The sequence below is a fragment of the Paraburkholderia sp. D15 genome (genome assembly GCF_029910215.1).
GTDB lineage: Bacteria > Pseudomonadota > Gammaproteobacteria > Burkholderiales > Burkholderiaceae > Paraburkholderia.
On record NZ_CP110395.1, the window covers coordinates 3,604,076 to 3,629,846 of the forward strand.

Annotated in this window: 19 protein-coding genes; 10 read left to right on the top strand and 9 right to left on the bottom strand. The window is 65.5% G+C overall.

Going from position 1 to position 25,771, the window contains the following annotated elements; all coding sequences use genetic code 11:
* Positions 1–74: 74 nt before the first annotated feature.
* Together LFL96_RS15600 and LFL96_RS15605 are read left to right on the top strand one after the other, a co-directional pair.
* Entirely contained in the window at positions 75–1,067 is a 993-nt protein-coding gene (locus LFL96_RS15600) for a hypothetical protein (protein ID WP_280996099.1), read from the top strand.
* 313 nt (positions 1,068–1,380) lie between these two features.
* Entirely contained in the window at positions 1,381–1,857 is a 477-nt protein-coding gene (locus tag LFL96_RS15605) for a hypothetical protein (RefSeq protein WP_280996100.1), read from the top strand.
* A gap of 59 nt (positions 1,858–1,916) precedes the next feature.
* On the opposite strand, the gene LFL96_RS15610 is transcribed toward LFL96_RS15605, so the two are convergent.
* Complete coding sequence (locus LFL96_RS15610; RefSeq protein ID WP_280996101.1) at positions 1,917–2,762, bottom strand: aldo/keto reductase; 846 nt, start codon at positions 2,760–2,762, stop codon at positions 1,917–1,919.
* Positions 2,763–2,939: 177 nt separating this feature from the next.
* On the opposite strand from LFL96_RS15610, the gene LFL96_RS15615 reads away from it, so the two are divergent.
* Positions 2,940–3,686: a GntR family transcriptional regulator gene (locus tag LFL96_RS15615; protein WP_280996102.1), complete on the top strand. Its 747-nt coding sequence runs from the start codon at positions 2,940–2,942 to the stop codon at positions 3,684–3,686.
* 136 nt (positions 3,687–3,822) lie between these two features.
* On the opposite strand, the gene LFL96_RS15620 is transcribed toward LFL96_RS15615, so the two are convergent.
* Positions 3,823–5,229: a CoA transferase gene (locus tag LFL96_RS15620; RefSeq protein ID WP_280996103.1), complete on the bottom strand. Its 1,407-nt coding sequence runs from the start codon at positions 5,227–5,229 to the stop codon at positions 3,823–3,825.
* Positions 5,230–5,372: 143 nt separating this feature from the next.
* Between LFL96_RS15620 and LFL96_RS15625 the strand changes: the two genes are divergently transcribed.
* A complete protein-coding gene (locus LFL96_RS15625) occupies positions 5,373–6,602 on the top strand; it encodes a citrate synthase family protein (RefSeq protein ID WP_280996104.1) in 1,230 nt (409 codons plus the stop codon).
* A gap of 112 nt (positions 6,603–6,714) precedes the next feature.
* On the opposite strand, the gene LFL96_RS15630 is transcribed toward LFL96_RS15625, so the two are convergent.
* Positions 6,715–7,020, bottom strand: a complete 306-nt coding sequence (locus tag LFL96_RS15630; RefSeq protein WP_280996105.1) for a DUF2917 domain-containing protein — start codon at positions 7,018–7,020, stop codon at positions 6,715–6,717.
* Positions 7,021–7,216: 196 nt separating this feature from the next.
* Between LFL96_RS15630 and LFL96_RS15635 the strand changes: the two genes are divergently transcribed.
* From LFL96_RS15635 to LFL96_RS15645, 3 genes are all read left to right on the top strand, one after another.
* Positions 7,217–8,635 (top strand): PLP-dependent aminotransferase family protein, encoded by a 1,419-nt coding sequence (locus tag LFL96_RS15635; protein ID WP_280996106.1) that lies wholly within the window; start codon positions 7,217–7,219, stop codon positions 8,633–8,635.
* Between the two features lie 298 nt (positions 8,636–8,933).
* Positions 8,934–10,319, top strand: a complete 1,386-nt coding sequence (gene mdtD, locus LFL96_RS15640) for a multidrug transporter subunit MdtD (protein WP_281000777.1) — start codon at positions 8,934–8,936, stop codon at positions 10,317–10,319.
* 487 nt (positions 10,320–10,806) lie between these two features.
* A complete protein-coding gene (locus tag LFL96_RS15645) occupies positions 10,807–12,081 on the top strand; it encodes an EAL domain-containing protein (RefSeq protein ID WP_281000779.1) in 1,275 nt (424 codons plus the stop codon).
* Here the strand turns inward: LFL96_RS15645 and LFL96_RS15650 are convergent.
* Positions 12,037–13,188, bottom strand: a complete 1,152-nt coding sequence (locus LFL96_RS15650) for a sigma-70 family RNA polymerase sigma factor (protein WP_280996107.1) — start codon at positions 13,186–13,188, stop codon at positions 12,037–12,039. The two genes, LFL96_RS15645 and LFL96_RS15650, sit on opposite strands and share 45 nt — an antisense overlap.
* Positions 13,189–13,536: 348 nt before the next feature.
* On the opposite strand from LFL96_RS15650, the gene clpP reads away from it, so the two are divergent.
* Complete coding sequence (clpP, locus tag LFL96_RS15655; protein ID WP_280996108.1) at positions 13,537–14,184, top strand: ATP-dependent Clp endopeptidase proteolytic subunit ClpP; 648 nt, start codon at positions 13,537–13,539, stop codon at positions 14,182–14,184.
* A 207-nt stretch (positions 14,185–14,391) separates the two neighbouring features.
* On the top strand, positions 14,392–16,041 hold the full coding sequence (locus LFL96_RS15660) for an NYN domain-containing protein (RefSeq protein ID WP_280996109.1): 1,650 nt from the start codon (positions 14,392–14,394) through the stop codon (positions 16,039–16,041).
* A 388-nt stretch (positions 16,042–16,429) separates the two neighbouring features.
* On the opposite strand, the gene LFL96_RS15665 is transcribed toward LFL96_RS15660, so the two are convergent.
* On the bottom strand, positions 16,430–18,193 hold the full coding sequence (locus LFL96_RS15665) for a pyrrolo-quinoline quinone (protein WP_280996110.1): 1,764 nt from the start codon (positions 18,191–18,193) through the stop codon (positions 16,430–16,432).
* Positions 18,194–18,547: 354 nt separating this feature from the next.
* Entirely contained in the window at positions 18,548–19,120 is a 573-nt protein-coding gene (locus LFL96_RS15670; RefSeq protein ID WP_280996111.1) for a glycine zipper family protein, read from the bottom strand.
* A gap of 320 nt (positions 19,121–19,440) precedes the next feature.
* Between LFL96_RS15670 and LFL96_RS15675 the strand changes: the two genes are divergently transcribed.
* The gene (locus tag LFL96_RS15675) at positions 19,441–19,722 is read left to right on the top strand and encodes a hypothetical protein (RefSeq protein WP_280996112.1); all 282 of its coding nucleotides are present in this window, start codon (positions 19,441–19,443) and stop codon (positions 19,720–19,722) included.
* 269 nt (positions 19,723–19,991) lie between these two features.
* Here LFL96_RS15675 and LFL96_RS15680 read toward each other — a convergent pair whose 3' ends face one another.
* The 3 genes from LFL96_RS15680 to xseA form a co-directional block, all read right to left on the bottom strand.
* Positions 19,992–22,499 carry a tetratricopeptide repeat protein gene (locus LFL96_RS15680; protein WP_280996113.1) on the bottom strand — a complete coding sequence of 836 codons (2,508 nt, stop codon included), beginning with the start codon at positions 22,497–22,499 and terminating at the stop codon, positions 19,992–19,994.
* A gap of 532 nt (positions 22,500–23,031) precedes the next feature.
* Positions 23,032–23,610 (bottom strand): superoxide dismutase [Fe], encoded by a 579-nt coding sequence (gene sodB, locus LFL96_RS15685; RefSeq protein WP_280996114.1) that lies wholly within the window; start codon positions 23,608–23,610, stop codon positions 23,032–23,034.
* Between the two features lie 230 nt (positions 23,611–23,840).
* Positions 23,841–25,220 (bottom strand): exodeoxyribonuclease VII large subunit, encoded by a 1,380-nt coding sequence (xseA, locus tag LFL96_RS15690; protein WP_280996115.1) that lies wholly within the window; start codon positions 25,218–25,220, stop codon positions 23,841–23,843.
* Positions 25,221–25,771 lie beyond the last annotated feature (551 nt).

Sequence of the window (25,771 nt, forward strand, 5' to 3'; positions counted from 1 at the left end):
ACGGACCCGCCGCTGCGGAATCGGCATGAGAGATGACGGCAGCGAGGCGCCGGCGTTCCCTCGGGAGAGAGGCGATGAACACCAGAAGACTCAATCGATATTACTTCGGGGTACTGCGCAGTGCGGCGATCGTCGCGGGCGTCACCGCGTTGGCGACGCAACTCGCTTACCCGGCATCGACGGATGTGATCCCCAAGTGGATCGTGCTCGCCGATGCTCCGCTGGCCGCCAGCGGCACGCATGGCACGCACGACGACGCCGCGCTGGCGCAGGCGGACACCGCGACGGTCGGCGGCGCGACCGCGGGCGGCATGCAAACGGGCGGCGTGGCCGCGGGCGAATCGGCGATGGGCGCCGAGCCAGGCGCCCCGAGCGCCGCCGACGATGCCGCCGCGGTCTTCCAGCCCCGCGGCTGCGATGGCGCGACGCTGTTCGGCTGCGGCCATCATGGCGGCGGCAGCGGCAGCAACGGCGCGTCGAGCGCGGGCGGCTCGGGCAATAGTGGAGCGGGTGCCGGAGCCGGTGCAGGTGCGGGCGCCGGTGCGGCTGGCGGCGGCGCAGCGGGCTCGGGAAGCGGTAGCGGGAGTTCCGGCAGCGGTGGAAAGGGAAATAGCGGTGGAAGTAGCGGTGGTGGAAGTAGCGGTGGTGGAAGCAGCGGTGGTGGAAGCAGCGGTGGTGGAAGCAGCGGCGGCGGAAGCAGCGGCGGCGGAAGCAGCGGCGGCGGAAGCAGCGGCGGCGGAAGCAGCGGCGGCGGAAGCAGCGGCGGCGGAAGCAGCGGCGGCGGAAGCAGCGGCGGCGGAAGCAGCGGTGGCGGAAGCAGCGGCGGCGGCAGCAGTGGAGGCAGCAGCGGTGGCGGCAGCAGCGGCAGCAGCGGGAGCGGCGGCTGTGGTTGCGGCGGTTCCAGCGGCGGCCCAAGCGGTGGCAAAGGCGGTGGCTTTGGTGGTGGGTTTGGCGGTGGCTTCGGTGGCGGTTTCGGCGGAGGCTTTGGCGGAGGCTTCGGCGGCGGTCACGGAGGCAAGGGCGGCAGCGGTAACGGTGGTGGCAACGGCGGAGGAAGCGGGCACTAGCAAGCGCCCGTTTCACGGGTAGGGGGCCCCCGCGCCCTACCCGCCGTCGACGACACGGCCGGCTATCGCCTGCTGTCCGCTGGCATCGGCGGTGGCGTCTCGATCCCCCGGTCGAGCGTCACCGCACGAGGCCGGTTCCCTCCTTCCGTTCGGTCGATCCGCCACGCCGTCGAGCCAGCCATTCTTTCGACGCAACGTCGAACTCCCCGCTTCACGATCCCGACCGTCGATCCCGGCCGTCGCAAGGAACCCGGAACCAAACCGGAACACGCGCCTCATATCAATTCAACGTTCGATATGAGGGCACCACAATATGCAAGGAAACGTCCCGTCCTCCGCGGCACGCGTGGCTACCGGTCTGCTTGTCACCGCCGCGCTGGGTTTCGCCTCGCTCGCTCATGCGCAGACTCCCGCACCCACGCAGGCCGCCGCGCCGCTGTCGCCGACGCTCTCGCAGGCCGCCCCGCCGGTCGATCCCACCTTCTCCGCCTATTCGCTCGCCCAGACCTGCAGGCAGAAGAGCGACAACGTCGCGCAAGGACAATGCGTCGGCGCGATTCGCGGCATCATTCACGGCTATCAGTACGGCGTGCTGTTCCTGAGTCAACGCAGCGCGTTGCCGGCCAACGAAACGCAACGCGTGTCGCTGTGTTTGCGCAACACGCCGGTGTCGTCGATCGTCGACGAGTTCGTGACGGATGCTTCGCAAGTCAACGACGAGTCGCTCAAGCACACGCCAGCCGAAGTCGCCGTACTCGGCTCGGTGCACATGCATCACAACTGCGATTAAAAACGGCGGCGTAGATAGATAGCGGCGGCGAGCGCCAGGGCCCGCAGTCGCCGTCGCGCTCACAGCATCTCAAGCGGACGCTTGCTGCGCGGCGGTTTGAAATAAGCGTCGAGCGCCGCGAGTTCGCCGTCGTCGAGCCGCAATTGCGACGCGCGATGATTTTCCTTCACGCGCTCGACGCGCCCCGTCTTCGGAATCGCGAACACGCCCGGCTCGCGCAATACCCACGCGAGCGCCACCTGAAACACGGAAAGGCCGCGCGCCTGGGCGATCTCGTCGAGCGGCGAGTGCCTGGGCAGACGCGCATGATCGACGGGGCTGTACGCCATCGCCGGCAGCTTGCGCGCCGCGAGCCATGGCAGCAGATCGAATTCCGGTCCGCGGCGCGCCACGTTGTAGAGAATCTGATTGGTCGCGCAGGCATCGCCGCCCGGTACCGCGAAGAGTTCTTCCATGTCCTCGGTGTCGAAATTGCTGACGCCCCAGTGACGGATCTTGCCCGCGCGGCGCAACGCCTCGAAGCCCTCGACGGTTTCCTCGAGCGGCACCGAGCCGCGCCAGTGCAGCAGGTACAGATCGAGCCGATCGGTCTTCAGGCGCTTCAGGCTCTGCTCGCAGGCCGCGATCACCCCGCGCCGTCCCGCGTTGTGCGGATACACCTTGCTGACCAGAAACACCTGATCGCGCAAACCGGCGAGCGCTTCGCCGAGCAGTTGTTCGGTCGCGCCGTCGCCGTACATTTCCGCCGTATCGATCAGCGTCATGCCGAGTTCGATCCCGCAGCGCAGCGCGGCGATTTCGGCGGCGCGCCGCGCGGGCGCTTCGCCCATCTCCCACGTGCCCTGCCCCAGTTTCGGAATGCGTTCGCCGTCCGGCAGGCTCACGCTTGCGATGTCGCTCGTCATGCTGACTCCTCGAAATGGCTCGATGGTAAGTAAGGCGTCGGGATGCGCGCCCCGCAAAAAATCATAGGCCGAGTTTAGCGGCTGAGCGGGCATCCGACCGGCCACCTGGCAAAAGCCCGCTATAACGCCGCGCGCCGATGTCATAGAATTGCCGCTTGTCCTTCTTGCGTGAGCCTTATGACTTCTGCCTCGGAAGACCGCTGGCGCGACCTGCGTCCGGACCCGGAAAACGATACGCCGCTGTATCTGCAACTTGCCCGCAAGCTCGGCGCCGCGATTCACGAGAATCGCTGGAACGCGGGCGAGGCGTTGCCTTCCGAGCGCGTGTTGTCCGAGGCGCTCGGCGTATCGCGGATCACGTCGCGCAAGGCAATCGCGTTGCTGGTCGAGCAGGGGTTGATCCGGCGCACGCAAGGCGCGGGCAGCTTCATCACGCCGCGCTACGAAGACCCGCTGTCGCGTCTGTCGAGCTTCAGCGAAATGCTGCGGCGGCGCGGCTTCACGCCGAGTTCGAAGTGGCTGTCGCGCGATATCCTGCCGGCCAATCGCGATGAGGTGATCCAATTGGGGTTGTCGCCGGCGGCGGCGGTCACGCGTCTGCGGCGTCTACGGCTCGCCGACGGCATCGTGATGGCGGTCGAGAATTCCACCTTCCCCGCCGCGGTCATTCCCGATCCGCAGGCGATCGGCGATTCGCTGTACACGTACCTCGAACAGCGCGGCTTGACGATCGTGCGCGCGTTGCAGCATTTCCGCGCGGTAAACGCCAGCGATGAAATCGCGCAGCAGATGAGCATCGCACCGAACGACGCGCTGCTGTTGATCACCCGCGTGGGCTACACCGCCGATCAACGGGCGATCGAATTGACGGACACGTATTGCCGCAACGACTACTACGACTTCGTTGCGGAGTTGCGGAAGTAGACGGGCCCGGTGTCACGCCGCCGGTGGAACGACGGGAGACAGGAGACGGGCGGCGAACGCCGGACGTTCGAACCGTGAAGCGCGGGCCGGGCACCACGACGCACCACGTACCCGCGCCGCATACTCGCTCAGCGCATCACCACCACTCGGCCGCATGCGCGCCCAGCCTTGCCGGCGGCAACGCGTAAGACGCCGGCGTCCCATCCAGTTGCTCAGCGGGCAATACGCCTGACACCCGGCCGAAATCGGAATCCACGCTCGCGAGGCAATCCCGAACCTCGTCGAGCGTGACGTCGGGCGCTTGCCAGCCATCGGGAATCTGGCCGAGCGACTGCAACCATCGTCCGGTTTGCGCAAGCGACAGCCGCACATGCCAGCTGCCGCCTTCGGTCGCGCGGCGCGCCAGCGCGACCATCGCCCCGAACGCGGCGAGATAGCCGGTCGCGTGGTCCAGCGCCTGACACGGCAGATGCTTCGGCGCCTTCCATCCCGCCGCCTGCCGCTCGCTCCACGCGATGCCGCTCGCCGACTGCACCAGGCTGTCGAAGCCGCGCCGCTGCGCCCACGGCCCTTCATGTCCATACGCGGAAACGGATACGTACACAATGCCGGGACGCAGCCGCGCCAGTTCCTCGGGACCGAAGCCGCGCGCCGCCAGCGCACCGGGACGATAAGCCTGCAGGAACACGTCGGCATGCGCGGCAAGATCGCGCAACGTGGCGCGCCCCGCTTCGTCGCGCAGATCGACCAGCGCCGAGCGCTTGCCGCGGCCGTTGTCGATCACCAGCGGCGGGATGTTCGGCAGATGCGGACCGTTGATCATCAGCACGTCGGCGCCGTGGTGCGCGAGCGCGCGTCCGGCCACCGGTCCCGCGATGATGCGCGACAGGTCCAGCACCCGCACGCCGTCCAGCGCGCGCGGCGCGCCGTGTTCCGTCGCGTGCGACGGCCTGGGCGGTTCGGATGGCGCGTCGCCGATGCGCTCGATCTCGAACAGCGGCAAGCCCGCGATCGCCTTCGCCTGGTCGAGCGCGGCCCATTCGCCGGGCGTGCGAATCAGCGCCGCGCACAACCCGGCGTCGGCGAGCGTCTGATCGAGCGTCGCGCCGTCCCATCGACGGATCGCCGCGGCCACCGCCTCGGGACTGTTTTCACAATCCAGCACCGTCAGCACGCCTTGCAGATGATGCGGAAAATTCGTGTGCAACTGGATCCAGCCGCCGTCGCGCGTTTCGTAGAAGCCCATCACCGGATCGCGCAGCGCGGGCGGCGGACCGTCGTCGATCCGCAGATACCGCTCGCTGCGAAACGAGGCCAGCGCGCGCCGCATCTCGACCGTCACCTGCTGCCGATGACCGCCGCGCAGCCGGTGATATTCCGCCGCCGCGAGCCCGGTCGCCGCGATGGTCGCCGACGCCAGGCTGCCGACCCGGAACACGGACGGCAAACCGGGATCGTCGCCGCTGAGCGACACGTTGTGCAGTGCGGTCGGGTCGCAGCCCGCCAGGGTCCAGATATGTTTGAGCGCGAGTTCGGATGTCATGGCCGTGGTGATCGGAGCGAATAGAGGTTCATCGGGCTTATCGGGTTCTTCGAGTGAGCCGAGTCTAGAATTCCGCCGCTCGCCGATCAATCTTGATTATGATAATCAACATATATTGATTTCTTCGGTTCCGATCGCTTTCCATGCCTACATCGAATTCCCTGACCGCACGCGAAGCCGCCGCCGCGCTCGGCATCACCCTGCCGACGCTGTATGCGTACGTCAGCCGCGGCATGCTCCAGTCCACGCCGGACGCGCAAGGCAAGCACCGTCTCTACGATGCCGCCGAAGTGCGGCGCCTCGCCAAACGCAAGGAAGACGGCAAGCGCGCGGGCAAGGTCGCGCAGAAGGTGCTGGACTGGGGCGTGCCGGTGCTCGAATCGTCGATCACGCTGGTATCCGACGGCCGCCTGCTATATCGCGGACGCGATGCGATGGAGCTGGCGGCCGAGGCGTCGCTGGAAGACGTCGCGGCGTTGCTGTGGGAATGCAGCGCGCGGCGCATCGCCCAGGCGCCGGCCGTCCCGGTCGCCGCCGCGCAGTGGGGCGCGTGGCTCAAGCTCTGGGCCGACAGCACGCCGCTCGACCGTGCACTGGTGCTGCTGCCGGCCGCCGCCGCGCAGATGCCGCGCGTGTGGGCGCTCGGCCGTGACGCGCAACTCGATACCGCCTGCGCGGTGATGCGGCTGCTGGCCGCCGCGATGATGTCGGCGGCGCCGTCGAACGAACCGCTGCATCGGCAACTGGCGGCCGCGTGGCAGGTGCGCAACCGTCAGCAGGCGGGGTTATTGCGCGCGGCGCTGGTGGCGTGCGCGGACCACGAGTTGAATGCGTCGACCTTCACGGTGCGCTGCATCACGTCGACGGGCACGCATCTGTTCGGCGCGGTGGCGGGCGGACTGGCCGCGCTGGCCGGACCGCGTCATGGCGGCGAAACCGTGCGGATCGCGGCGCTGCTCGACGAGGCATCGCGCGCGCCCGACCTCGACCGTTATCTGGCGAATCGCTTCGCCCGCCTCGAGCACGGCGCGCACGGACCGATGCTGTCGGGCTTCGGTCATCCGCTGTATCCGGACGGCGATCCACGCGGACGCCTGTTGCTGTCGATGCTCGCCGACTGCGCGCCGGCCCGCTCGCCGCTCGGCGACGTGATGGCACTGGCGCGCACGGTGCGCGACACGACCGGCGCGGAACCGAATGTGGACTTTGGCTTGGTGGCGATCGAACGGGTGCTGGGCTTGCCGCCGGGATCGGCGTTCACGCTGTTCGCGGTGGGCCGGGTGGTCGGCTGGATCGCCCACGCGATGGAACAGACGCGCGACGGCCGGTTGATCCGGCCGCGCGCGCGGTATGTCGGGGACTATGAGGCGTAGCCGGGATAGGGATGAGGTGGCTAGCCCCGATCTCGCGGCAAAGGTGATGAGGAAACCGGGCCTGGCTCAGTGGCTCAGCCGCTAAGGCCCGCCCGCGGCGTCACACTTTTCGTCAAGCTACGCCCAGCCAGCGCGGCAGCCGGTTGAACAGCGACCAGCTTGCGATCGGCGTCATCGCCGTGCGTTCCGAACCGCTCGCCACCGCGAATCGCGCGCCGGCCTGCCCCGCGCTGATCCACGCGACCGCCCGCTTCGGCAGCTCGACCGACTCGCCGGTGGCGAGCCAATGGTCGGTGGCCTCGCCTTCGACGGTCAGCCAGATCTCGCCCGAGATCACCTTGAAGATCGACGGACGCGCGACACGCCAGGCCGCGACGGGTTCGCCCTGTTCCAATTCGAAAATCCGGACTTCACGCATCGCACTCTCCTTCGAAGCTTTTTCTGTTGTATCGATTATTGACGTGCGATCATCGGATACCCATGCACAGTTCCGAACACTTTCATCGGAACTGTTCAGTCGAAAAACCGGACAGTTGCCACAAGCGACTGTCACCTCGGCAAACGGCGAACGCGGCAAGCCGCTGCGCCGTGAGAGAAGCGGGAAAGGAGCCGCGATGAAACTCGAAATCCAGCTCGAACGGGACAGCGGTGTGCCGCTGACGGAACAGATCGTCACCGGCGTCACCACGTGGATCCGCACGCGCACCGCCCATCCCGGCGCGAAGCTACCGTCGATCCGCCAGTTCGCGGCCGATTACGGCGTGAGCCGCTTTCCGGTGATCGAAGCGTACGACCGCCTGGTATCGCTCGGTTACGTCGATTCGCGCCACGGCTCGGGCTTTTATGTGGCCGACCGGCAACCGGCCGGGACGGCTTGCCAGGGCTCGTCGGACCTGCGGCGCGCGGAAGAGGAAACCGACCATCTGCTGCAGCAGTTCAACCATCCCGGCGAAATGCTCAAGCTCGGCAGCGGCTTCATTCCGGAAGGCTGGCGCGATGTCGACGCGCTCGCGCAGGCGATCCGCCACGTATCGCGCACGGACCCCGCGAGCATGGTCGATTACACGACGCCGTTCGGCAATCTGACCTTGCGCGAGCATCTGCAGGCGCGCATCGGCCAGTTGGGGATTCAGGCCGAGCCGTCGCAGATTCTCATCACCAACGGCGCGAGCCAGGCGTTCGATCTGCTGATCCGCTACATGCTCAAGGCGGGCGACACGATCTTCGTCGAAGACCCCGGTTACTACAATCTGTACGGCCTGCTGAAGCTGCACGGCGCGAAACTGATCGGCATTCCGCGCACCCGCAACGGCCCGGATCTCGACGTCATGCAGGCGCAGTTGAAACTGCACCGGCCGAAGATGCTGTTCATCAACACCGTGTTCCACAATCCGACCGGCACCACGGTCGCGCCGCAGGTCGCGTTCCGGCTGCTGCAGATGGCGCGCGAACACAACTTCTCGATCGTCGAGGACGACATCTACGCGGATTTTCAGACCGACGTCACCGATCGGCTCGCCACGCTCGATCAACTCGAACATGTGATCTACGTGGGCGGATTGTCGAAGACGCTATCGTCGTCGCTGCGGATCGGCTACGTGGTTGCGAGCCCGGCCATCATCAAGGATCTGGTCGACATCAAGATGCTGACGAGTATCGGCGGCTCGCGTTTTGCGGAGGCGGTCGCCGTGTCGCTGCTGGAGCGCGGCGCGTATCGCAAGTACCTGGAACGCCTGCGCCGCCGTATGCGCGACGCGCTCGGCTCGACCATCCAGACGCTCGAGGATGCCGGGTGGGAGTTGTTCGATAAACCCGTCGGCGGCAAATTCCTGTGGGCGCGCGTGCCGCATGTCGGTGATGCGCAACGGCTCGTCGAGTGCGGGGCGCCGCTGGGCGTGACGGTCGCGCCGGGGCACTATTTCCGGCCAGGCATGGAGGTGAGTCCGTGGACTCGCATTCATATCGCGTTTGGAAACGCCCCGCGCGCGCAGGCGTTTTTTCATGCGGCGGCGAAGTTGCCGGAGTCGGCGTGATGTGGGCAAGGCGTGAGCGGGGCGTGGGAGCGGACGGTGGCCGATGCGTCCTTTGCCTTCCACGCTGCGACCGGCGGCGCTTTTCCCTAGAATAACGAGTCCCAGTCCGTCCAAAGTGCGCTAGCCGCTGCCCATGTCCACGCCGCCGACTCCGCCCGCTTCCCGCACCACGTCCTCCACTGACGGCACTGCTGCGACCACGGCTGCGGCTACGGCCACTGCGGCTCCTGCCGCGGCGGCCTCCAATGCGGCGGCCTCCAATGCGGCGGCGACGCCGTCGGCCCGCTCGCTGACCGTGATGCTGTGGCTCGTCGCCACCGGCTTCTTCATGCAGACGCTGGACTCGACGATCGTCAACACCGCCCTGCCCGCGATGGCGACGAGCCTCGGCGAATTGCCGCTACGCATGCAATCGGTGGTGATCGCCTACTCGCTGACGATGGCGGTCATGATCCCCGTGTCCGGCTGGCTCGCCGACAAGTTCGGCACGCGGCGCGTGTTCTTCAGCGCGATCCTCGTGTTCGCGATCGGCTCGCTGCTGTGCGCGAACGCCCACACGCTGAATCAACTGGTGATCTTCCGTATCGTGCAGGGCGTGGGCGGCGCGATGCTGCTGCCGGTCGGACGGCTTGCCGTGCTGCGCACGTTTCCGGCGGAGCGCTATCTGCCGGCGCTGTCGTTCGTGGCGATTCCGGGCTTGATCGGACCGCTGATCGGCCCGACGCTCGGCGGCTGGCTCGTGAAAATCGCGTCGTGGCACTGGATCTTTCTGATCAACGTGCCGGTGGGCGTGGCCGGCTGCATCGCGACGTTCATCTTCATGCCGGACAGCCGCAACGAACACGTCGGCCGGTTCGACTTCAAGGGCTATCTGCTGCTCGTGCTTGGCATGGTGGCCATTTCGTTTGCCCTCGACGGCCGCACCGAGTTCGGCATTCAACATGCGACGGTGCTGGTGCTGCTGATCCTGAGCCTCGCCTGTTTCGTCGCCTACGGTCTGCACGCGGTGCGTGAGCCCGCGCCGATCTTTTCGCTCGATCTCTTCAAGATCCACACCTTCAGCGTCGGTCTGCTCGGCAACCTGTTCGCGCGGATCGGCAGCGGCGCGATGCCCTATCTGATTCCGCTGCTATTGCAGGTGAGTCTCGGCTATAGCGCGTTCGAGGCCGGCATGATGATGCTGCCGGTCGCGGCCGCCGGCATGGCGTCCAAGCGGCTCGTGACGAAATTGATCGTCCGGTACAGCTATCGCAGCGTGTTGATGATCAACACGGTGCTGGTCGGCCTCGCGATGGCGAGCTTCGCGTTGACCAGCGCGAACCAGCCGCTGTGGCTGCGGCTCGTACAGCTAGCGTTCTTCGGCGGCGTCAACTCGATGCAGTTCACCGCGATGAACACGCTGACGCTGAAGGACCTCGGTACCGGCGGCGCCAGCAGCGGCAACAGTCTGTTCTCGCTGGTGCAGATGCTGTCGATGAGCCTTGGCGTGACCGTCGCCGGCGCGCTGCTTGCAACCTTCACGGGCTTGCTGCCGCGTGTGACGGCCGCTAATTCGCTGCCGGCGTTTCACGCGACGTTCCTGTGCGTGGGGATCATCACGGCGGGCTCGGCATGGATCTTCGCTCAGCTTGCGCCGGATATCCGCACGCTGGCGAAGAAGACGGACCCTTCGGAGAGGACTTGAGTGGTGCGGCGGCGGTTGTTCGATCGGAGCGGTGCTGCGAGGCGGTTGTCGGTCGGCCGGAATGGCGCTGCGCTGCGCGGCGCTAAATTTGCAGGACGGCGGGCTTTGGTTCTGCATCGACTCGCTGCGGCGCGCGACGGACCGCAACGACCTCCGTCGATTTTCATCGACCCGCAACGGGGCGCACGTCGCACCAGCAAAGTGCGAAGCGTGGCCATCCCGCCCGCACTGGCGCACAATCATCGCTTGAGCCGGCGATAGGCAGAGCCACGGCAGGGGCTAGCACAGCGATGTGGCAGCGCCAAGGCAGCGATCGGACAGCCTGCGTACCGTGTTTCCGCGGTGTTTCCGCGGTGTTCCCGTGGCGCTCGCGCAGTGTTTCCGCGCGCGCATAGTTCTTGCTCGCCTATCCTGTAAACTCACTGCTTGCGCATGCGGACTCGTGTCGAGCATGCAGGCGCGCCGCCACTTCCACACGACTGACATGATGAGCATGATCGAACTCGATCCTCCCGGCTTCCAGCCCCCCCGCCCGATGGCCGGCGACGAAGGCTCGCGGCGCACCGTCCTGTACGGCGGGTACACCGTCTTCAGCGTGTTCCAACCGGTTTTCTCGGTCTCGCACCGGCGCGCGATCGGTTACCACGCCTCGCTGCGCGCTCACGACGAGCACGCGCGGCAAGTCCCCTCGCACGAGGTATTCACGCAAGCCGCCCGGCGCGGCGACCTGCTGGAACTCGGGCGGCTCGCCGAATCGCTGCATCTCGGCAACTTCAACGCGTTCGACAGCCACGACGAATGGCTCTTTCTCAGCCTGCACCCGGCCGCGTTGATGGACACCAGCTACGGCGATGCACTGCTCGCCGGCCTCAAGGCGCTCGGACTGCCGCCGCAACGCGTCGTGCTGGAAGTGTCCGAACAGGCTGGCGGCGAGACCACACGCTTTGCCGAAATCATCGACGCATTGCGCAAGTCCGGCTTCCTGATCGCGCTCGACGGTTTCGGCGCGAAGCATTCGAACATCGACCGCGTATGGAACCTGCGGCCGGACATCGTCACGCTGGACCGCTGCATTCTCGCGCAGGCCAGCGAACACTCGCACATCGAACGCGTGCTGCCGGGGCTCGTCTCCTTGCTGCACGAATCCGGGCAACTGGTGCTGATGGGCGGACTCAGCACCGAGCGCGACGCGCTGATCGCGCTCGAATGCAACGTGGACTTCGTGCAAGGCGCGTTCTTCGCGGGACCGAGCGTCGAAGCGGTCAAGCCACAAGCCGCCGCCGGCTTGATGGACTCGCTCTCGGCCGCGCTGCGCGAACGGGTTGCGGCGCGCGATCGTGCGCAGTCGGCGCGTCTCGCCCCCTATGTCACCGCGCTGGAAACGGCCGCGACGCATCTGGTTGCCGGCGAGTCGGTCGCTGAAGCGACCGCGCCACTGCTCACGCTTGGCGAGACCGCGCGCTGTTTCGTGCTCGACGGCTCAGGCCGGCAGATCGGCGATAACGTCTTGCCGCCGGGACGCGCATCGCAACGCGCCAAACGATTCCGGCCGCTGCTGCATTCGGAGGGCGCGAGCTGGGAGCGCCGGCCTTACTTCATCCAGGCGATGCGCGTGCCTGGTCAGGTGCACCTCACGCCACCCTACCTGTCGATCAACGAAGCGCACCTGTGCGTGACCGCCTCGATCGCCGCGCATACGCCGAACGGCACGCAGGTGCTATGCGTGGACATCAACTGGGAAGTCGCGGCGCACCGAGGCTAACAGCGCCGATTCCCGCTGGATTCGCGAGAGCAGGTTGATCACGCCTGCTTTACCCAGCACGAGGTTGGCCGACCGCAAGCGCGCGACGTTCGTGATGACGCGCAACGCGACGATCTTCGGCGCATTGCCCGCCAATCCTTGCGCGGACACGTCGATGACGCCGACGACCTCGCCCTCGCACAGCAGCGCGATGCACGCGACCCCGCCCACGGATACTGCTTCGACGTGGTGCGCGCGTTGCGCGAGCGAGGTGATCCCGTCCATCCATCCCGTTTCCGCCAGTTCATACCGCGATGTGCTCGCAAAGCCCAGTGCAGGCGCTAGCGTGGACTTCGTCGCGGCGGACGCTTGCGCCGGCGACGACAACGACGCAGCCACGGACGCGCGCGCTGCACCCGGCAGTTCCGCCATTGCGCTGACAGGTTGCGGTGCAAGGGTCGGCGCAACCACGGATGCGGTGACGGGCGCGCACGATTGCGCGTCGCTCACCACTTCCGGCGCATCGCTAAATAGCCGTAGCAACCCGGCACGATCCTGCTCCTCCAGGGCCGCGCGCAAACGCTCGACGATGCGCGCGTGGGCCGCCGGGTCGGGCCGCTCGACGGGCGCACCCGCGCGCCGCAAACGTCCCTTGGCCCGATGCACGATCTGCCGGCATGCGGCCGGCGTGCGCTCGAGAATGCTGGCGATTTCCGCGTAATCGCAATCGAAGGCCTCGTGCAACACAAAGGCGGCGCGCTCATCGGGTTTCAGGCGTTCGAGCAGCAACATCACGCCATACGACATTTCCGCGGCTCGTAACGCCAGTTCCTCCGCCGACGGCGCCACCTCGTCGAGCCAGGGCTCCGGCAACCAGCCATTCGCTTGCGATGTGCGTTCGCGCTGCAGGTGCCGCAACCGGTCGATCGCCGTGCGGGTGGTCAGCGTGGTGAGCCATGCCGCAGGCGTTTGCACGTCTTGGGTCTCCGATGTGTGCCACTTGAGCCAGACGTCCTGCACGACGTCTTCCGCCTCCGCCCGGCTGCCGAGCATTCGGTACGCGAGCGCGAATAGCCGGGCACGGGCAGCCTGGAAGCTCGATGCCTTGTCGATTACCTCTTCCGTCATGCGTGAACCTCCAGATCTTGCGTGGCGGCGAGCACGCGGCGCCCGCCCTTTTGCCGTTAACCGGTGCCGCTCCCCTGCCCGCCGCCAGTCATTCACTCTCTCGCGTTGACCACCCGAACGGCATGGTCCTCCCGAAACCGGAGAAGCGTTCAGAGAAACGTCTCGATCGACGTCCTTAGCTGCTTGACGCCCGGGCTGTCGCCGATGTGACAGCGAAACGCAAAAATATTTCTGTCACGTCGCCATCCGCCCGCTCGTCATATGGACAGAAACCGGCGCATCGGGCGCGCGGTTCCGCGAACAGCCGCGCTATCCCGCAACGGTAGCGCCGCCTATGACGAGGCACCTATGCAATTCAGCTCATCTCAAGTGACCGGTCTCGGCCTCGTGCCAACCGTCATCGAACAGTCCGGCCGCGGCGAACGGGCTTACGACATTTACTCCCGTCTGCTGCGCGAGCGCATCATCTTCCTGGTCGGGCCGGTCAACGAGCAGTCGGCCAGTGTGATCGTCGCGCAACTGCTGTTCCTCGAAGCCGAGAATCCCGACAAGGACATTTACTTTTACATCAATTCGCCTGGCGGCTCGGTGTACGACGGCATGGCGATTTACGACACCATGCAGTTCGTCAAACCCGAGGTTTCCACATTGTGCACGGGGTTCGCGGCGAGCATGGGTACTTTCCTGCTCACCGCCGGCCAGCCCGGTAAACGCTACGCGCTGCCCAACGCTCGCATCATGATTCATCAGCCGTCCGGAGGCGGCCAAGGCACGGCGTCGGACATCGAGATTCAGGCGAAGGAGGTGCTCTATCAGCGCGGGCGGCTGAACGCCCTGATGGCCGAGCGTACTGGCCGCACCGTGGAGGAAATCGAACGCGATACCGACCGCGATAATTTCATGTCCGCGCAAGCCGCCCGGGAATATGGGCTGGTCGACGCGGTGCTGGAAACTCGCGCGGCGCTCGATGCACCATCGCGTCATCTGGACATGTAGCGTTGCCCGAGCGCGCGGCTTCAGGTTCGCGTGCGGCGAAAGACTCATGTCGCACGGGGCGTCGCGCGAAGTCGGAGACGTATCGCGTGGCCCGTCTCGAACCGCCGCTTCGGTGCGCCGCGCACACAAAAGCTGATCACCTTCGCTGGAATCGCTATCATGGTCGCGATTCGTCGAGTTCGACGATTCGCTTCAATGGAGAGATACATGGCGTCATCCAACGAAACCGTCAGCATGGCGCTATTCTGCGACTTCGAAAACGTCGCGCTCGGCGTGCGCGACGCGAAGTACGACAAGTTCGACATCAAGCTCGTGCTCGAACGTCTGCTGCTCAAGGGCAGCATCGTCGTGAAGAAGGCGTATTGCGACTGGGATCGCTACAAGAGTTTCAAGGGCGCGATGCACGAGGCCAATTTCGAACTGATCGAAATTCCGCACGTGCGCCAATCGGGCAAGAATTCGGCCGACATCCGGCTGGTGGTCGATGCACTCGATCTTTGCTACACCAAATCGCACGTGAATACGTTCGTGATCATCAGCGGCGACTCGGATTTTTCGCCCCTGGTGTCGAAGCTGCGCGAAAACGCGAAGCAGGTGATCGGCGTCGGCGTACAGCAGTCCACGTCCGATCTGCTGATCGCCAACTGCGACGAGTTCTTCTTCTATGACGACCTCGTGCGCGAAAGTCAGCGCGCAGTCGCCAAACGCGAATCGTCGCGCCCGCAACAATCCGCGCAGCCAGCGGCAAAGCGTGCGCCTGAAGAGGAGAAGACCCGGCACAAGGAAGACCTCGAAAAACGTCGTACGAAGGCCGTCGAAATTGCCGTGCAAACATTCGATGCGCTCGCGTCCGAGCGAGGCGACAGCGGCAAGATCTGGGCATCGGTGCTGAAGAACGCGATCAAGCGCCGCAAACCGGATTTCAACGAAACCTATTACGGGTTTCGCGCGTTCGGCAATCTGCTGGAAGAAGCCCACGCGCGCGGCTTGCTCGAATTCGGCCGCGACGAAAAATCCGGTGCGTATGTGTATCGCAGCGCGGCTGCCAATGCCGGTGGCGACAACGCATCGGAGTCGGGCGATATGCTTGAGCCCGCGGAGCAGACTTACGAGACGCAAGTTGCCGAGATCGCTTCGGACACGCCAATCGCGAAGCGCGAGCCGAATGGAAGACACGAGTCCGGCGCGAAACACGAATCGGGCGGCAAACACGAGGCAGGTGGAAAACAGGATCCGCGTCGTAGAGGTCGCGGCAATCGCAAGACGGGCCGGGGCCAGCAGGAACACGGTCACGAAGAGCGCGCCAGCGTCGAGTCCGTCGTCGGTGAACATGCACAAGCGCGCGCGAACGACACGGTTCGAAACGCATCGTTAGCAGGCGGAACGAGCGGGGAGCATGAGACGTTCGAGCCTGACTTCGCAGACCAGCCGTCGACTGCTCGCGTCAAACCGGACACCGTCGAGTACGCGACAGATGCTTTCGTCGAAAGCGGGAAGACGACAACGGCGGCGACAACGGCGGCGACAACGTCAGACGAACCGGCGGAGCAAGTAAAGGCGCGCACGGCACGCAAGCCGGCCGCGAAAAAAACGAAGAAACCGAAGAAGAGCGCGCCACGAACGCTTGACGACGTACCTGAAATCGCAGCGCCTGCCGAAGCAGCGGGAGCAGTCGAGGCAACGGTAGCATCGGCAACGCCGACCGACGTTCAGAGGGAAGTCACGTCTATATCGGAGGAACAAGCCGAAGCACGGGCCGAACCACGCGCGGCAAAACCGCCCGCGAAACGCGCCCCACGCAAGACTGCCACACGCAGCCGTCGTCCGCGCAAAACGGCAACGAGCGACGCCGAATAAGCATACCGGCGCGAGTAATGCGCACAAGCCGTACAACGGCCGTGCGCATTACTCGCAACGCCACGCTCGAGTTCGCCATCCGTCCGAGCCAAGCCGCCGAGGGCCGCTTATCACGGGCACCCACCATGGCCGCCCCGGATCGCTTCGTCCGACCATCCGTTTGAATCTCAACCCGCCTTGAACACGGAAATTCTGACAGCCCATCGCCAGCCGATGAACTGCGCAACGACCATCAGTCTCCGCTGACCATCCATCCCACCACAGTCGGCCACCACCGATGGTCCCCGCATACCGCCACTGACCATCCGCCTCCGTCAGCCGACGCTAAGCATCCACCACCCCTACCCATCGCACGCCACCGACCTCCCATCCACCACCATCGCCACCACTACCCACCCAGCAACCCAAACACCGCCACCCCATTCGTCGCTCCCACATACACTTTCCCGCGCGCGATCATCGGCGTGATGAACTTGTTGCCCGCACCCCACTGATCGCGCGTCCCCGCCTGATTGCTGTTGTACAACTCGTTGGCCAGATTCCCCGCGTTGTACGCATGCAAGGCACCGACCGTCCCATTCTCGGCGGCCCACACAATCCCATTGCTCGTCCCATTCGCCGACACGGCCGGTGTCGCGCCTGGATAGGCGAACGTGATCGCGCTCTTCGAAGCCGCCGTCGTCGCCAGATAGGCGCCCGTCACCGGCAGCGCCTTCAGACTGTCGTTCCATCCGCCGTAGTAAACGACGCCGTTGTAATACGCCGGCGATCCCCAGATCCCGCCCGCCAGCGTGCCGACCAGCTCCTGCCAGATGTTGTTGGCCGTCGGACTGAACCGCCCCATCGAGTCGCGATCGAGCACGTAGATGTTGTTGTCCTTGCCCGCCGTCACCGCGAGATGCTTGACGACGCCCGTCGGGGTCGTCTGGTCGGGCAGCAGCATGATGCCGCCGGAGCCGTAGTCGTTGTCGGCGGCGGCCTCGGCGACCACGTTGTCCATCGCGAAGTAATCGGTGATCTGCAGCGTGCCCAGCGTCATCTTGATCGCCGAGTCGCCGTAGTCGCCGTCGACCGGAAAGCCCTGCGCATTCAGCGTCGTCCCGAACGTGCCGTTGGCGCCCACCGCGTAAAGCGAAGTCCCGTCCGACGACATCCCCGAGCCGGCCATCCAGAACGAACCCTGGCTGCCGTTCGGCGTCGTGTCGAGCGCGGTGGTCTGCTGCAGCGTGTCCGCGTTGTACGCCATGATCCAGCCGGTGTACGCGCCCGACATGCAGTGCGAAGTCCAGCCCATGTAGATGTTGCCGCCGACCAACGTGATCGCCGCGCGCTCCGTGTACATCGATGCGCTGAACGTGATCACGCCGTTCACGCTGCCGGCGCCATTGCCCGGATAGCTCGCGGCGATTTCGGTCGGGCCGCTGAACAGCTCGGCGCCGGTCGCGAGGTCGATCGCATGCAGACGATGATGGTAGTTGCCGCTGCCGTCCTTAGTCATGGCCACCGCATACAGCACGCCGTTCGGGCCGCGGTTGCGGTCGATCACCGGCGTCGACGTGATGCCGATCTCCGGTGTGAAATCCTGACAACTGAAGTTGTCGCTGGAAGTTTCGCCGCTGGGCGCAAGCGATATGTGCCACAGCAACGCGAAGGTATTCGCGTCGTACGCGTACAGGCTGTCGTGTTCGCTGGCGACGTAGACCACGTCGTGCGTCGCGCCGCCTATCGACAGACTCGTGACGAACAGCGGCTGCGCGTCCACCTTGCCGTCGGCGGCGAGAAACGCCACCTTGCCGAAGCTCGTCGAATTGACGTTGGCGGGCGTCAGCGTGGTTTCGGCAAGCATCTGGCCGGTGCGTGCAAGATCGTTGTGATGCATCAGCACATCAGTGGCAAAGGAGATTGTCGTCGAGGTGCTGCCCGTGCCCGTCGACCCGCTGCCGGTGCCCGTGCTACCCGAACCAGAGCCCGAACCGGTCCCGCCCGTCGTCCCGCTGCCGCTTCCGCTTGCCGAACCGGAGGCGACCGACGGCGAGCCACCCGAGCCGCCGCCGCAGGACACGAAGCATCCGGCGACGCAGGCCACCGCGAGCCATGCGCGTAAGCGCGACCATCCATCTGAATTCAGGGTGCCGGTTTGCAGTCGCCGCATATTCGCCTCGTTCGCGCGAAATCCGGCGCGCTTCGCCCATTGCGTGACGAAGCCGACAACTTGAAACCGGCCGGAAAGGAATGGCGGTGCCGATCAGGCCAAACCGTTCACGCGATTGCACTACTGCACGATCGCACACACGGCGGCTGCGGCACCTCCTTTCAACCGTAGGCGTTCCGTCGACGGGTTTACCGCCATCGTTTCGCGCCTATCCGCCAGAAACGGCGGCAACCCACGAGCAATAAACTCGCCCGCACTGTATGGCGCGGTGCGCAATACAGTGCGAATCGGTAGTACAAGGCCGCACGACAACTCGGTAGTACGGCCAACTAATACGTCAACCTGGACGTCAGCCTAGTAATACGGATACGGCGCATACATCACCGGTGGCGGCGGCGCATAGTAGCGCGGCGGCGGTGCGTAGTAGTAAGGCTGCGGCTGCACGACCACCGGCTGATACGCAGGTTGCGGCTGCGAGATGGTATTGCCCTTGGAGGTCATGCACTGCGCGTAGGCCGCGTCGTAACGCGCCTGCAAGCCCGCGGCGGAATACTGTGCGCCATTCGCGCCGTTCGCGCCGCCGATCAGCAAGCCGCTGCCCGCGCCGATAGCCGCGCCCGCGCCGGCGTTACCCGCCGCCGCACCGATCAGCGCGCCGACCGCCGCGCCGCCCAGCGTGCCGAGCGCCGCACTGTTCACGCTATTCGTCGTGGCCGCCTGCGACGCCGTGCCATTGGGATCGGTCGACCGGTTCGCATAATCGCGGCATTGGTAGTCGTCCTGCTGGAACTGGCCGAGCGGTTCGCCGCTGCGCGGCATCGCGACCACGCTCGGGCCGCTCGGCGGCATCACCGCGCAACCGCCGAGCGCGAGCGCAACGACAGCGGCCGGTATCGCGATGCCAATCGATTTAGTACGGGAGTTCATCTTGGTGCGCTTCAAGGACTGGTGGAAATCAAACGTTAGGCCAATCGTCTGAAGCCTTGGTTACGGGATAGTTACAGATCGTTTTTTCGCTTACATCCTCGAAGGCTCGGCGGAGGGTTCGCGCGGACCGAGAATCGCTCCGATACCGCGAGCGGGCAACGCGATCCGGCGCGGTAAAACGATGACATATCGGGTAACGCTTGTAAGCGCCGCCGCAATCTGAGTTCATCTTGCGCGCCCTACACTGCCCTGCAGCCAAAACGCAGCGACGCCGGCCCGGCGCGACTCAACTCTTCCGACCCATCAGTCAAGGATTCACGATGAAGCGGCTTGCCCTCGCCCTCGGCATCACCGGCGCAGCCTGCGCCCCGCCTGCCTTTGCGCAGTCGAATCCCGCACTGCAGAACTCGGTGTTCGCGCAACCGGCAACCACCACGACTTACCCCAGCGCCGCCATCGCGCAGAATTTCCAGTACATCAATCATCCGCCGCCGCCCGCGCCGGCCAGCGCGGTGAAGCCGGGCGGCGCGAGCCGCGGCGGGCATCATCGCCGGCAAACATCGACGGATGCGGATGCGGGCGGCAGCACGGCCACGCAGTGACACCCGCTCAAGCGCCGCGCGAGGCGCGCGCAACAAGCGTCCAGGAAGCGTCCAGATACGTCCTCACACAGCGCCAGCACCACACCGCGCAGTTACGAACTGTGACAAAGCTTGCACTTCGAAGCGATCCGGCAAGGGTTGAACGACGCCCGATCTGACGATTGTTGCGAACCCGTTACGCGGTAACCGGCGGAAAAATGAGCCGTAACCCGTCACCGGGAAAGTCACCTGACATCGCCGGCCACTGGTCGACGGCAAATGCCCGCGCGTCAGTACGAGCGGTTGATGCCGGCGCCCGGCACCGGACGCGGTTCGCCACCGGAATCGGCGACTGCGCTGCCGGTTGTATCAACGCTTGCATTGCCGCACGCATCATCGCCACCCGCCCGCTCGCGCTGCGTGCGCGCGAGACGGCGCGACTGTTCGCACCAGTCCTGCCACACCTTGCGATACACCGCTTCGACATGCGTGGCGAAGCGCGCACCGTCCATCAATGGCGAAGCGGCCAGACGCGCGCGCAAGCCGGCGCGAATGCCAGCAAGCCGCGGCAGATCACGCGCCAGCTTCACGGCAATGTCGACGAACTGCGCGTCGCTCTCGCCGACCAGTTCCCCCAAGCCCAGGTTAACCGACTGACTCAAGCCCGCGCGCCCCACCGCCGTATCGCCGGTTCGCGTGACGACCGGCACGCCCATCCAGTACGAGTCGAGACTGGTGGTGTGGCCGTTGTACGGAAAGGTGTCGAGACCGACATCGATCTGATGATACGTGCGCAGATACTCCGCTCGCGGCCGGAACGCCGCAAAGTCGATCCGCTCGGCGGCAATATCCTGACGGCCAAGACGTTCGATCAGATTCGCGCGCGCCGCGCCCTCGGGCGCCATCAGCAGCAGACGTGAATCGGCGATATCGCGCATCACGCTGCCCCACATCGCGAAGGTCGCGTCGCTCAGCTTGCACGGATTGTTCAGGCATCCAAAGGTCATGTGGCCGTTCGCGAGCGCAGGCAACGCGTTGACTTCCGGCGTATGGGTCAACGGGTCGTAACACCAGAAGGAATCGGGCAGACGGATCGAGCGTTCGCTGTACATCGTGTCGGCGCCGGCGGGATCGAGCCACGGATCGGTCAAGCGGTAGTCGATCGCGCCGATGCCGGTCGTCCCCGGATACGCGAGCCAGGCAATCTGAACCGGCGCGGGCTTGCGCGCGAACAGCAGCGGCCGGCCGTCGGCCATGTGCATGGTCAGGTCGATCAGAATGTCGATACGGTCGTCACGGATCATTCGCGCGAGTTGATCGTCGTCGAGTGTGCGCACGTCGCGCCAGACATCGGCATGGCTCGCCACGCGTTGCGTCAGCTCATCCGGTCGCGCGACGCTCGCGTAGCAGAAGATCTCGAAGCGCGCGTGATCGTGATGCGACAGCAGCGGCAACGTGAACAACGTCTGGCAGTGATCGCGGAAATCCGGCGACACGTAGCCGATACGCAGGCGCCGCTCCGTCGACGGATCGTTCGCATGCGGCGGATAGTTGCCGCGAAACGGCGCTTCGTGACGCGCGGACCAGCGGCGGCATTCGTGCAGCAGCGGCTGCGCGTGCTCCGCCTGAAACGTCAGCGCGTAGGCGAGATTGCTATGCGCGACCACGTTGCACGGATCGCACGTCAGCGCGCGCCGGTAGCAGTCGATGCCGTCCGCGAGACGCCCCTGATCTTTCAGCACGTTGCCGAGGTTGTTATGCGTGACCGAATGATGCGGCTCGACGGCGAGCGCTTCGCGCAGACGCGCTTCGGCATCGGCGAAACGGCCGAACGTGCGCATCAGCGTCGCGGTGTTGTTCAACGCGGCGACAAAACCGGGACGCAGGTGGATCGCCATCTGGAACGCGTTCGCGGCTTCGGCGCGCGAGCCTGCTTCCTGATAGACGATGCCGAGATTGTTGTAGGCATCCGCGTGGGCGGGCGCCTGCGCGATGGCGCGTTGATAGTGGATCACGGCATCGCGCTGATGGCCGAGTGCATGCAAGGCGTTCGCGAGGTTATACGACGCCTCCGGGAACACCGGGTCGATCTCGATCGCGTTCGACAGCAATGCCGCCGTACGTTCGAAATCGCCGCGCCGATGCAGCGCGACGCCGAGATTCACCAGGCCGCATGGCGATGCGGGCGCGGCCTGCACCGCGGCTTCAAGCAGCACGAGTGCTTCGTCGAGACGCCCTAGCGCTTCGAGCAGCGTGCCGAGGTTGGTGAGGGCGTTGGCGTCGTTGGGTTGAACCTCGATCGCGCGCTGGTAAGCGGCTTCGGCTTGATGCGCATCGCCCTGTTGACGGTGGCAGTTGCCGAGGTTGTTCAGCGCGTCGGCATGCGACGGTTCGAGCGCGAGCACCGCCCGGTAGGTGTCGATCGCGGCGGCGTAGTCGGCGGCGGATTGCCGGGCGGCGGCGAGCGCGAACAATACGTCGACGGAAGGGGTGGGCGCGAGCGCGAGGGCTTGACGATAGGCGTCGATCGCGTCGGTGAAGCGTTGCGCGGCGGCAAGCACCTGGCCGCGCACGAAGTGATAGCGCGGGTTGTCCGGCACATGGCGCAACGCGTTGTCGAGCCAACCGAGCGCGGCCTCGTTCGCGCCGCATTGCATGTCGAGTACGCCGAGCCGGAACATCACATTCGCGTTGTCGGGCTCGATCGCCAACGCACGCTCGTACCACTGACGCGCGGGACCGAACTCGCCCGCGACGTGGTGTGCTGTCGCGAGTTCAAGAATCTGCTTGCTGTCCATCGTGCCCCCGGCCGTGATGCTTTTTTCGTCGATTGCGTTGGTCCGGACGGTTGTCCGGAGAACGTGCCCGCTTCGCGCTTTGGGCGAAGCAGGACGAACGCTGGTGAACGATAGCGAGCCAGGTCTTACGGATGTTTACCGGTTCTGACCGGCGGGAACATCGGGCAAGACGATTGAAGGGTTGGCGGATGAACGAGGCGTCGACGCGTGGGGGATGCGTCGTGCAAGCGCGCAGGCAATCGCAAGCAAGCCTGCGTGAACGTCAACGATATGACTGGTGGGCCGCTGACTCCAGCCCGCGCATGCGACTGGAACGCGTCAATCTTTCGACCGCGAAACGCCGGGCTTTCGGGACAGCCTTCGGGATGATGCGAAAGGCTGACGAAGCTTGCTGGATGGAAGAAATACCCGGTAACCCGTAAGTAACAGAGTGCCCAACACAGCGCCCAGAAAAACAAAAAGCCCTCGCAAAGGAGGGCTTCTTTTCACTCGACGCGACCCGCTTCAACGAGTCACGCCTCAACCAGCAAACTCAAGCGAAGTTCTTCGCCGCGAATTCCCAGTTGACGATGTTCCAGTACGCTTCGACGAACTTCGGACGCGCATTGCGGTAGTCGATGTAGTACGCGTGTTCCCACACGTCGATCGTCAGCAGTGCCTTCGCGTCCGTGGTGAGCGGCGTGGCGGCGTTGCTGGTCGACACGAGGTCGAGCGAACCGTCAGCCTTCTTCACCAGCCATGCCCAGCCCGAGCCGAACGTGCCGACTGCCGTCTTGGCGAATTCTTCCTTGAACTTGTCGAACGAACCCCACTTGGCGTTGATCGCGTCAGCCAGCGCGCCGGTCGGTGCGCCGCCACCTTGCGGCGACAGGCTGTTCCAGAAGAACGTGTGATTCCAGACTTGCGCCGAGTTGTTGAACACGCCACCCGACGACTTCTTCACGATCTCTTCGAGCGACAGATTTTCAAACTCCGTGCCCTTGATCAGATTGTTCAGGTTGGTCACATAGGTCTGGTGGTGCTTGCCGTAGTGAAACTCGAGCGTCTCTTCCGACATGTGCGGGACCAGTGCGTTCTTCGCGAACGGCAGCGGCGGGAGCGTATGTTCCATGGTGCTTTCCTTTGTCTGTATCTGTTGTGGGGGAGCTTGCGGATAACACTTTTGAGCACTCGATTGTAGGCGAGTTGGAATAACCCCGCAAACCAACGGTTTTTATGTCCGGCATCGGCGAACATGCCGCACATAGCGCGTAATTAGTGCTGTCGCATGCGATGTGCCCGCCCTTCGCCGCAGTCAAAAATGCAGGATGACAAGGGCCGGGTAGCCATTCAAAAGCGGGTTCAGAAACCGTCCGTCAAACGCGGTTGCACGTCGGCGAGCGCGATATCCGCGGCGCCTTCCGCGAGATGCACGGTGAGACGCCGCCCCGGTTTCAGCGACGACGGCGCACGCACCGCGCGGCCGCTTTGCGCGTCGAGCACGGCCGCATAGCCGCGCTCCAGCGTGCGCTGCGGACTCAACACTTCGAGCCGCGCGGCAAGCGAGCCGATTCGCGCGCTCTGCCTTTCATGCTGGCGTAACAATGCCGCGTCCAGACGCTGCGACAACGCACCGAGTTTCGTTCGATGCGCGGCGAGATCGGGTCGCCAGCGCTGCCAGCGCATCTGCAGCAGCGAAAACCGCGCTCGCGCATCACGCACTGGCCGCGCCCCCGCCGATGCAAGCCGCACGCTCAGTTGCCGAACATGCGTGCGTTGCCGCGCGAGCCGCTCGGCCGGCGACACCAGCCGGCGCGACAGCCAGTCGAGTTGCTGGGCGCGCCGCTCCATCATGCGGCCGAAACCGCGCGCGAGCGTCGCGTGCCGGTGATCGAGTTCACGCAGCAACAGCACGCGCTGCGGACTGACGAGTTCGGCGGCGCCGGTCGGAGTCGGCGCACGCACATCGGCGGCGAAGTCGGCGATCGTGAAATCGGTTTCGTGACCGACGCCGCTCACCACCGGGATCGCGCTTTCCGCAATCGCGCGGGCGAGCACTTCTTCGTTGAAGGCCCACAGATCTTCGATGGACCCGCCGCCGCGGCACACGATCAGCACGTCGACTTCGCGGCGCGCATTGGCGGCGTCGACCATCGCCGCGAGCTTGCCGCTGACGCCCACGCCCTGCACCGGCGCCGGATACACGATCACCGGAATATGCGGCGCGCGGCGCGACAACGTGGTCAGCACGTCGCGCAGTGCGGCGGCCTGCAACGAGGTCACGATGCCGATCGCGCGCGGATGCGCCGGCAGCGCGCGCTTGCGTTCGGCGGCGAAAAGCCCTTCGGCTTCCAGTTGCGCCTTCAGACGCAGGAAGGCTTCGTAAAGCCTGCCTTGCCCAGTGCGGCGCACCGCCTCCACATTCAGCTGCAACTCGCCGCGCGGCTCGTACATCGTGACGAGCGCGCGTACCTCGATGCGGTCGCCTTCGCGCGGCGTGAACTCGGCGTATTGCGCGCGGCCCCGGAACATCACGCAGCGCATCTGCGCCTGCGCGTCCTTGATCGAGAAATACCAGTGGCCGCTCGCGGCGCGCGTGAAATTCGACACTTCGCCCGCCACCCAGACGAGCGGAAACGAGCGTTCGAGCATCGAGCCGATCGCGCGGTTGAGCGCCGATACGGGGACGACGACCTCACCGCCGGGCGCGGCCGACGAAGAAAATGGGCTTTCGGGATTCATGCGAGGAATAGTGGGCTGGCTGTGACTTGGCCGGACAGACGATAGACCGTGCGGCCATCCGCGTCCAGCGCGGCGCTTGCACTGGCGGCCACCCGCTCGCCCGATTGTTAAAAGTGTCCACATGGCGGGAAACGCCTGACGAATCCCGCCAGAACGCCCGCCAGATCACGATAATTCGAAGCATCTCGTTGATTTATATGGCGTTTATATCTTATTAATGAGAACGATGACCGATTGAAAGCGCTCCGAACGGCCCTCTCCGGCACTCGGACGACAGGTTCTCCACAAAGTTATCCACAGGCTGGCTGGCACCACGGCGGCAAGCCGACCGGGCGGTGCGCGCGCCACGCGACTTGCCCCGCTGGACACCCACGCGCTAGAGTGGCGGGTTCGACGGCAAACCGTAAGCCCCTTGCCGCCATTTCGACCGACCGGAGAACCGCGTTAATGCCTATCCCGGGTATCGCGTCGGGCCTTGCGCCCCACGCCTGCAAACCGCAGCGCCCGTCCGTCTGGACGCACCGCGCGCCGCACGTCGGCGCGTCCTGCTC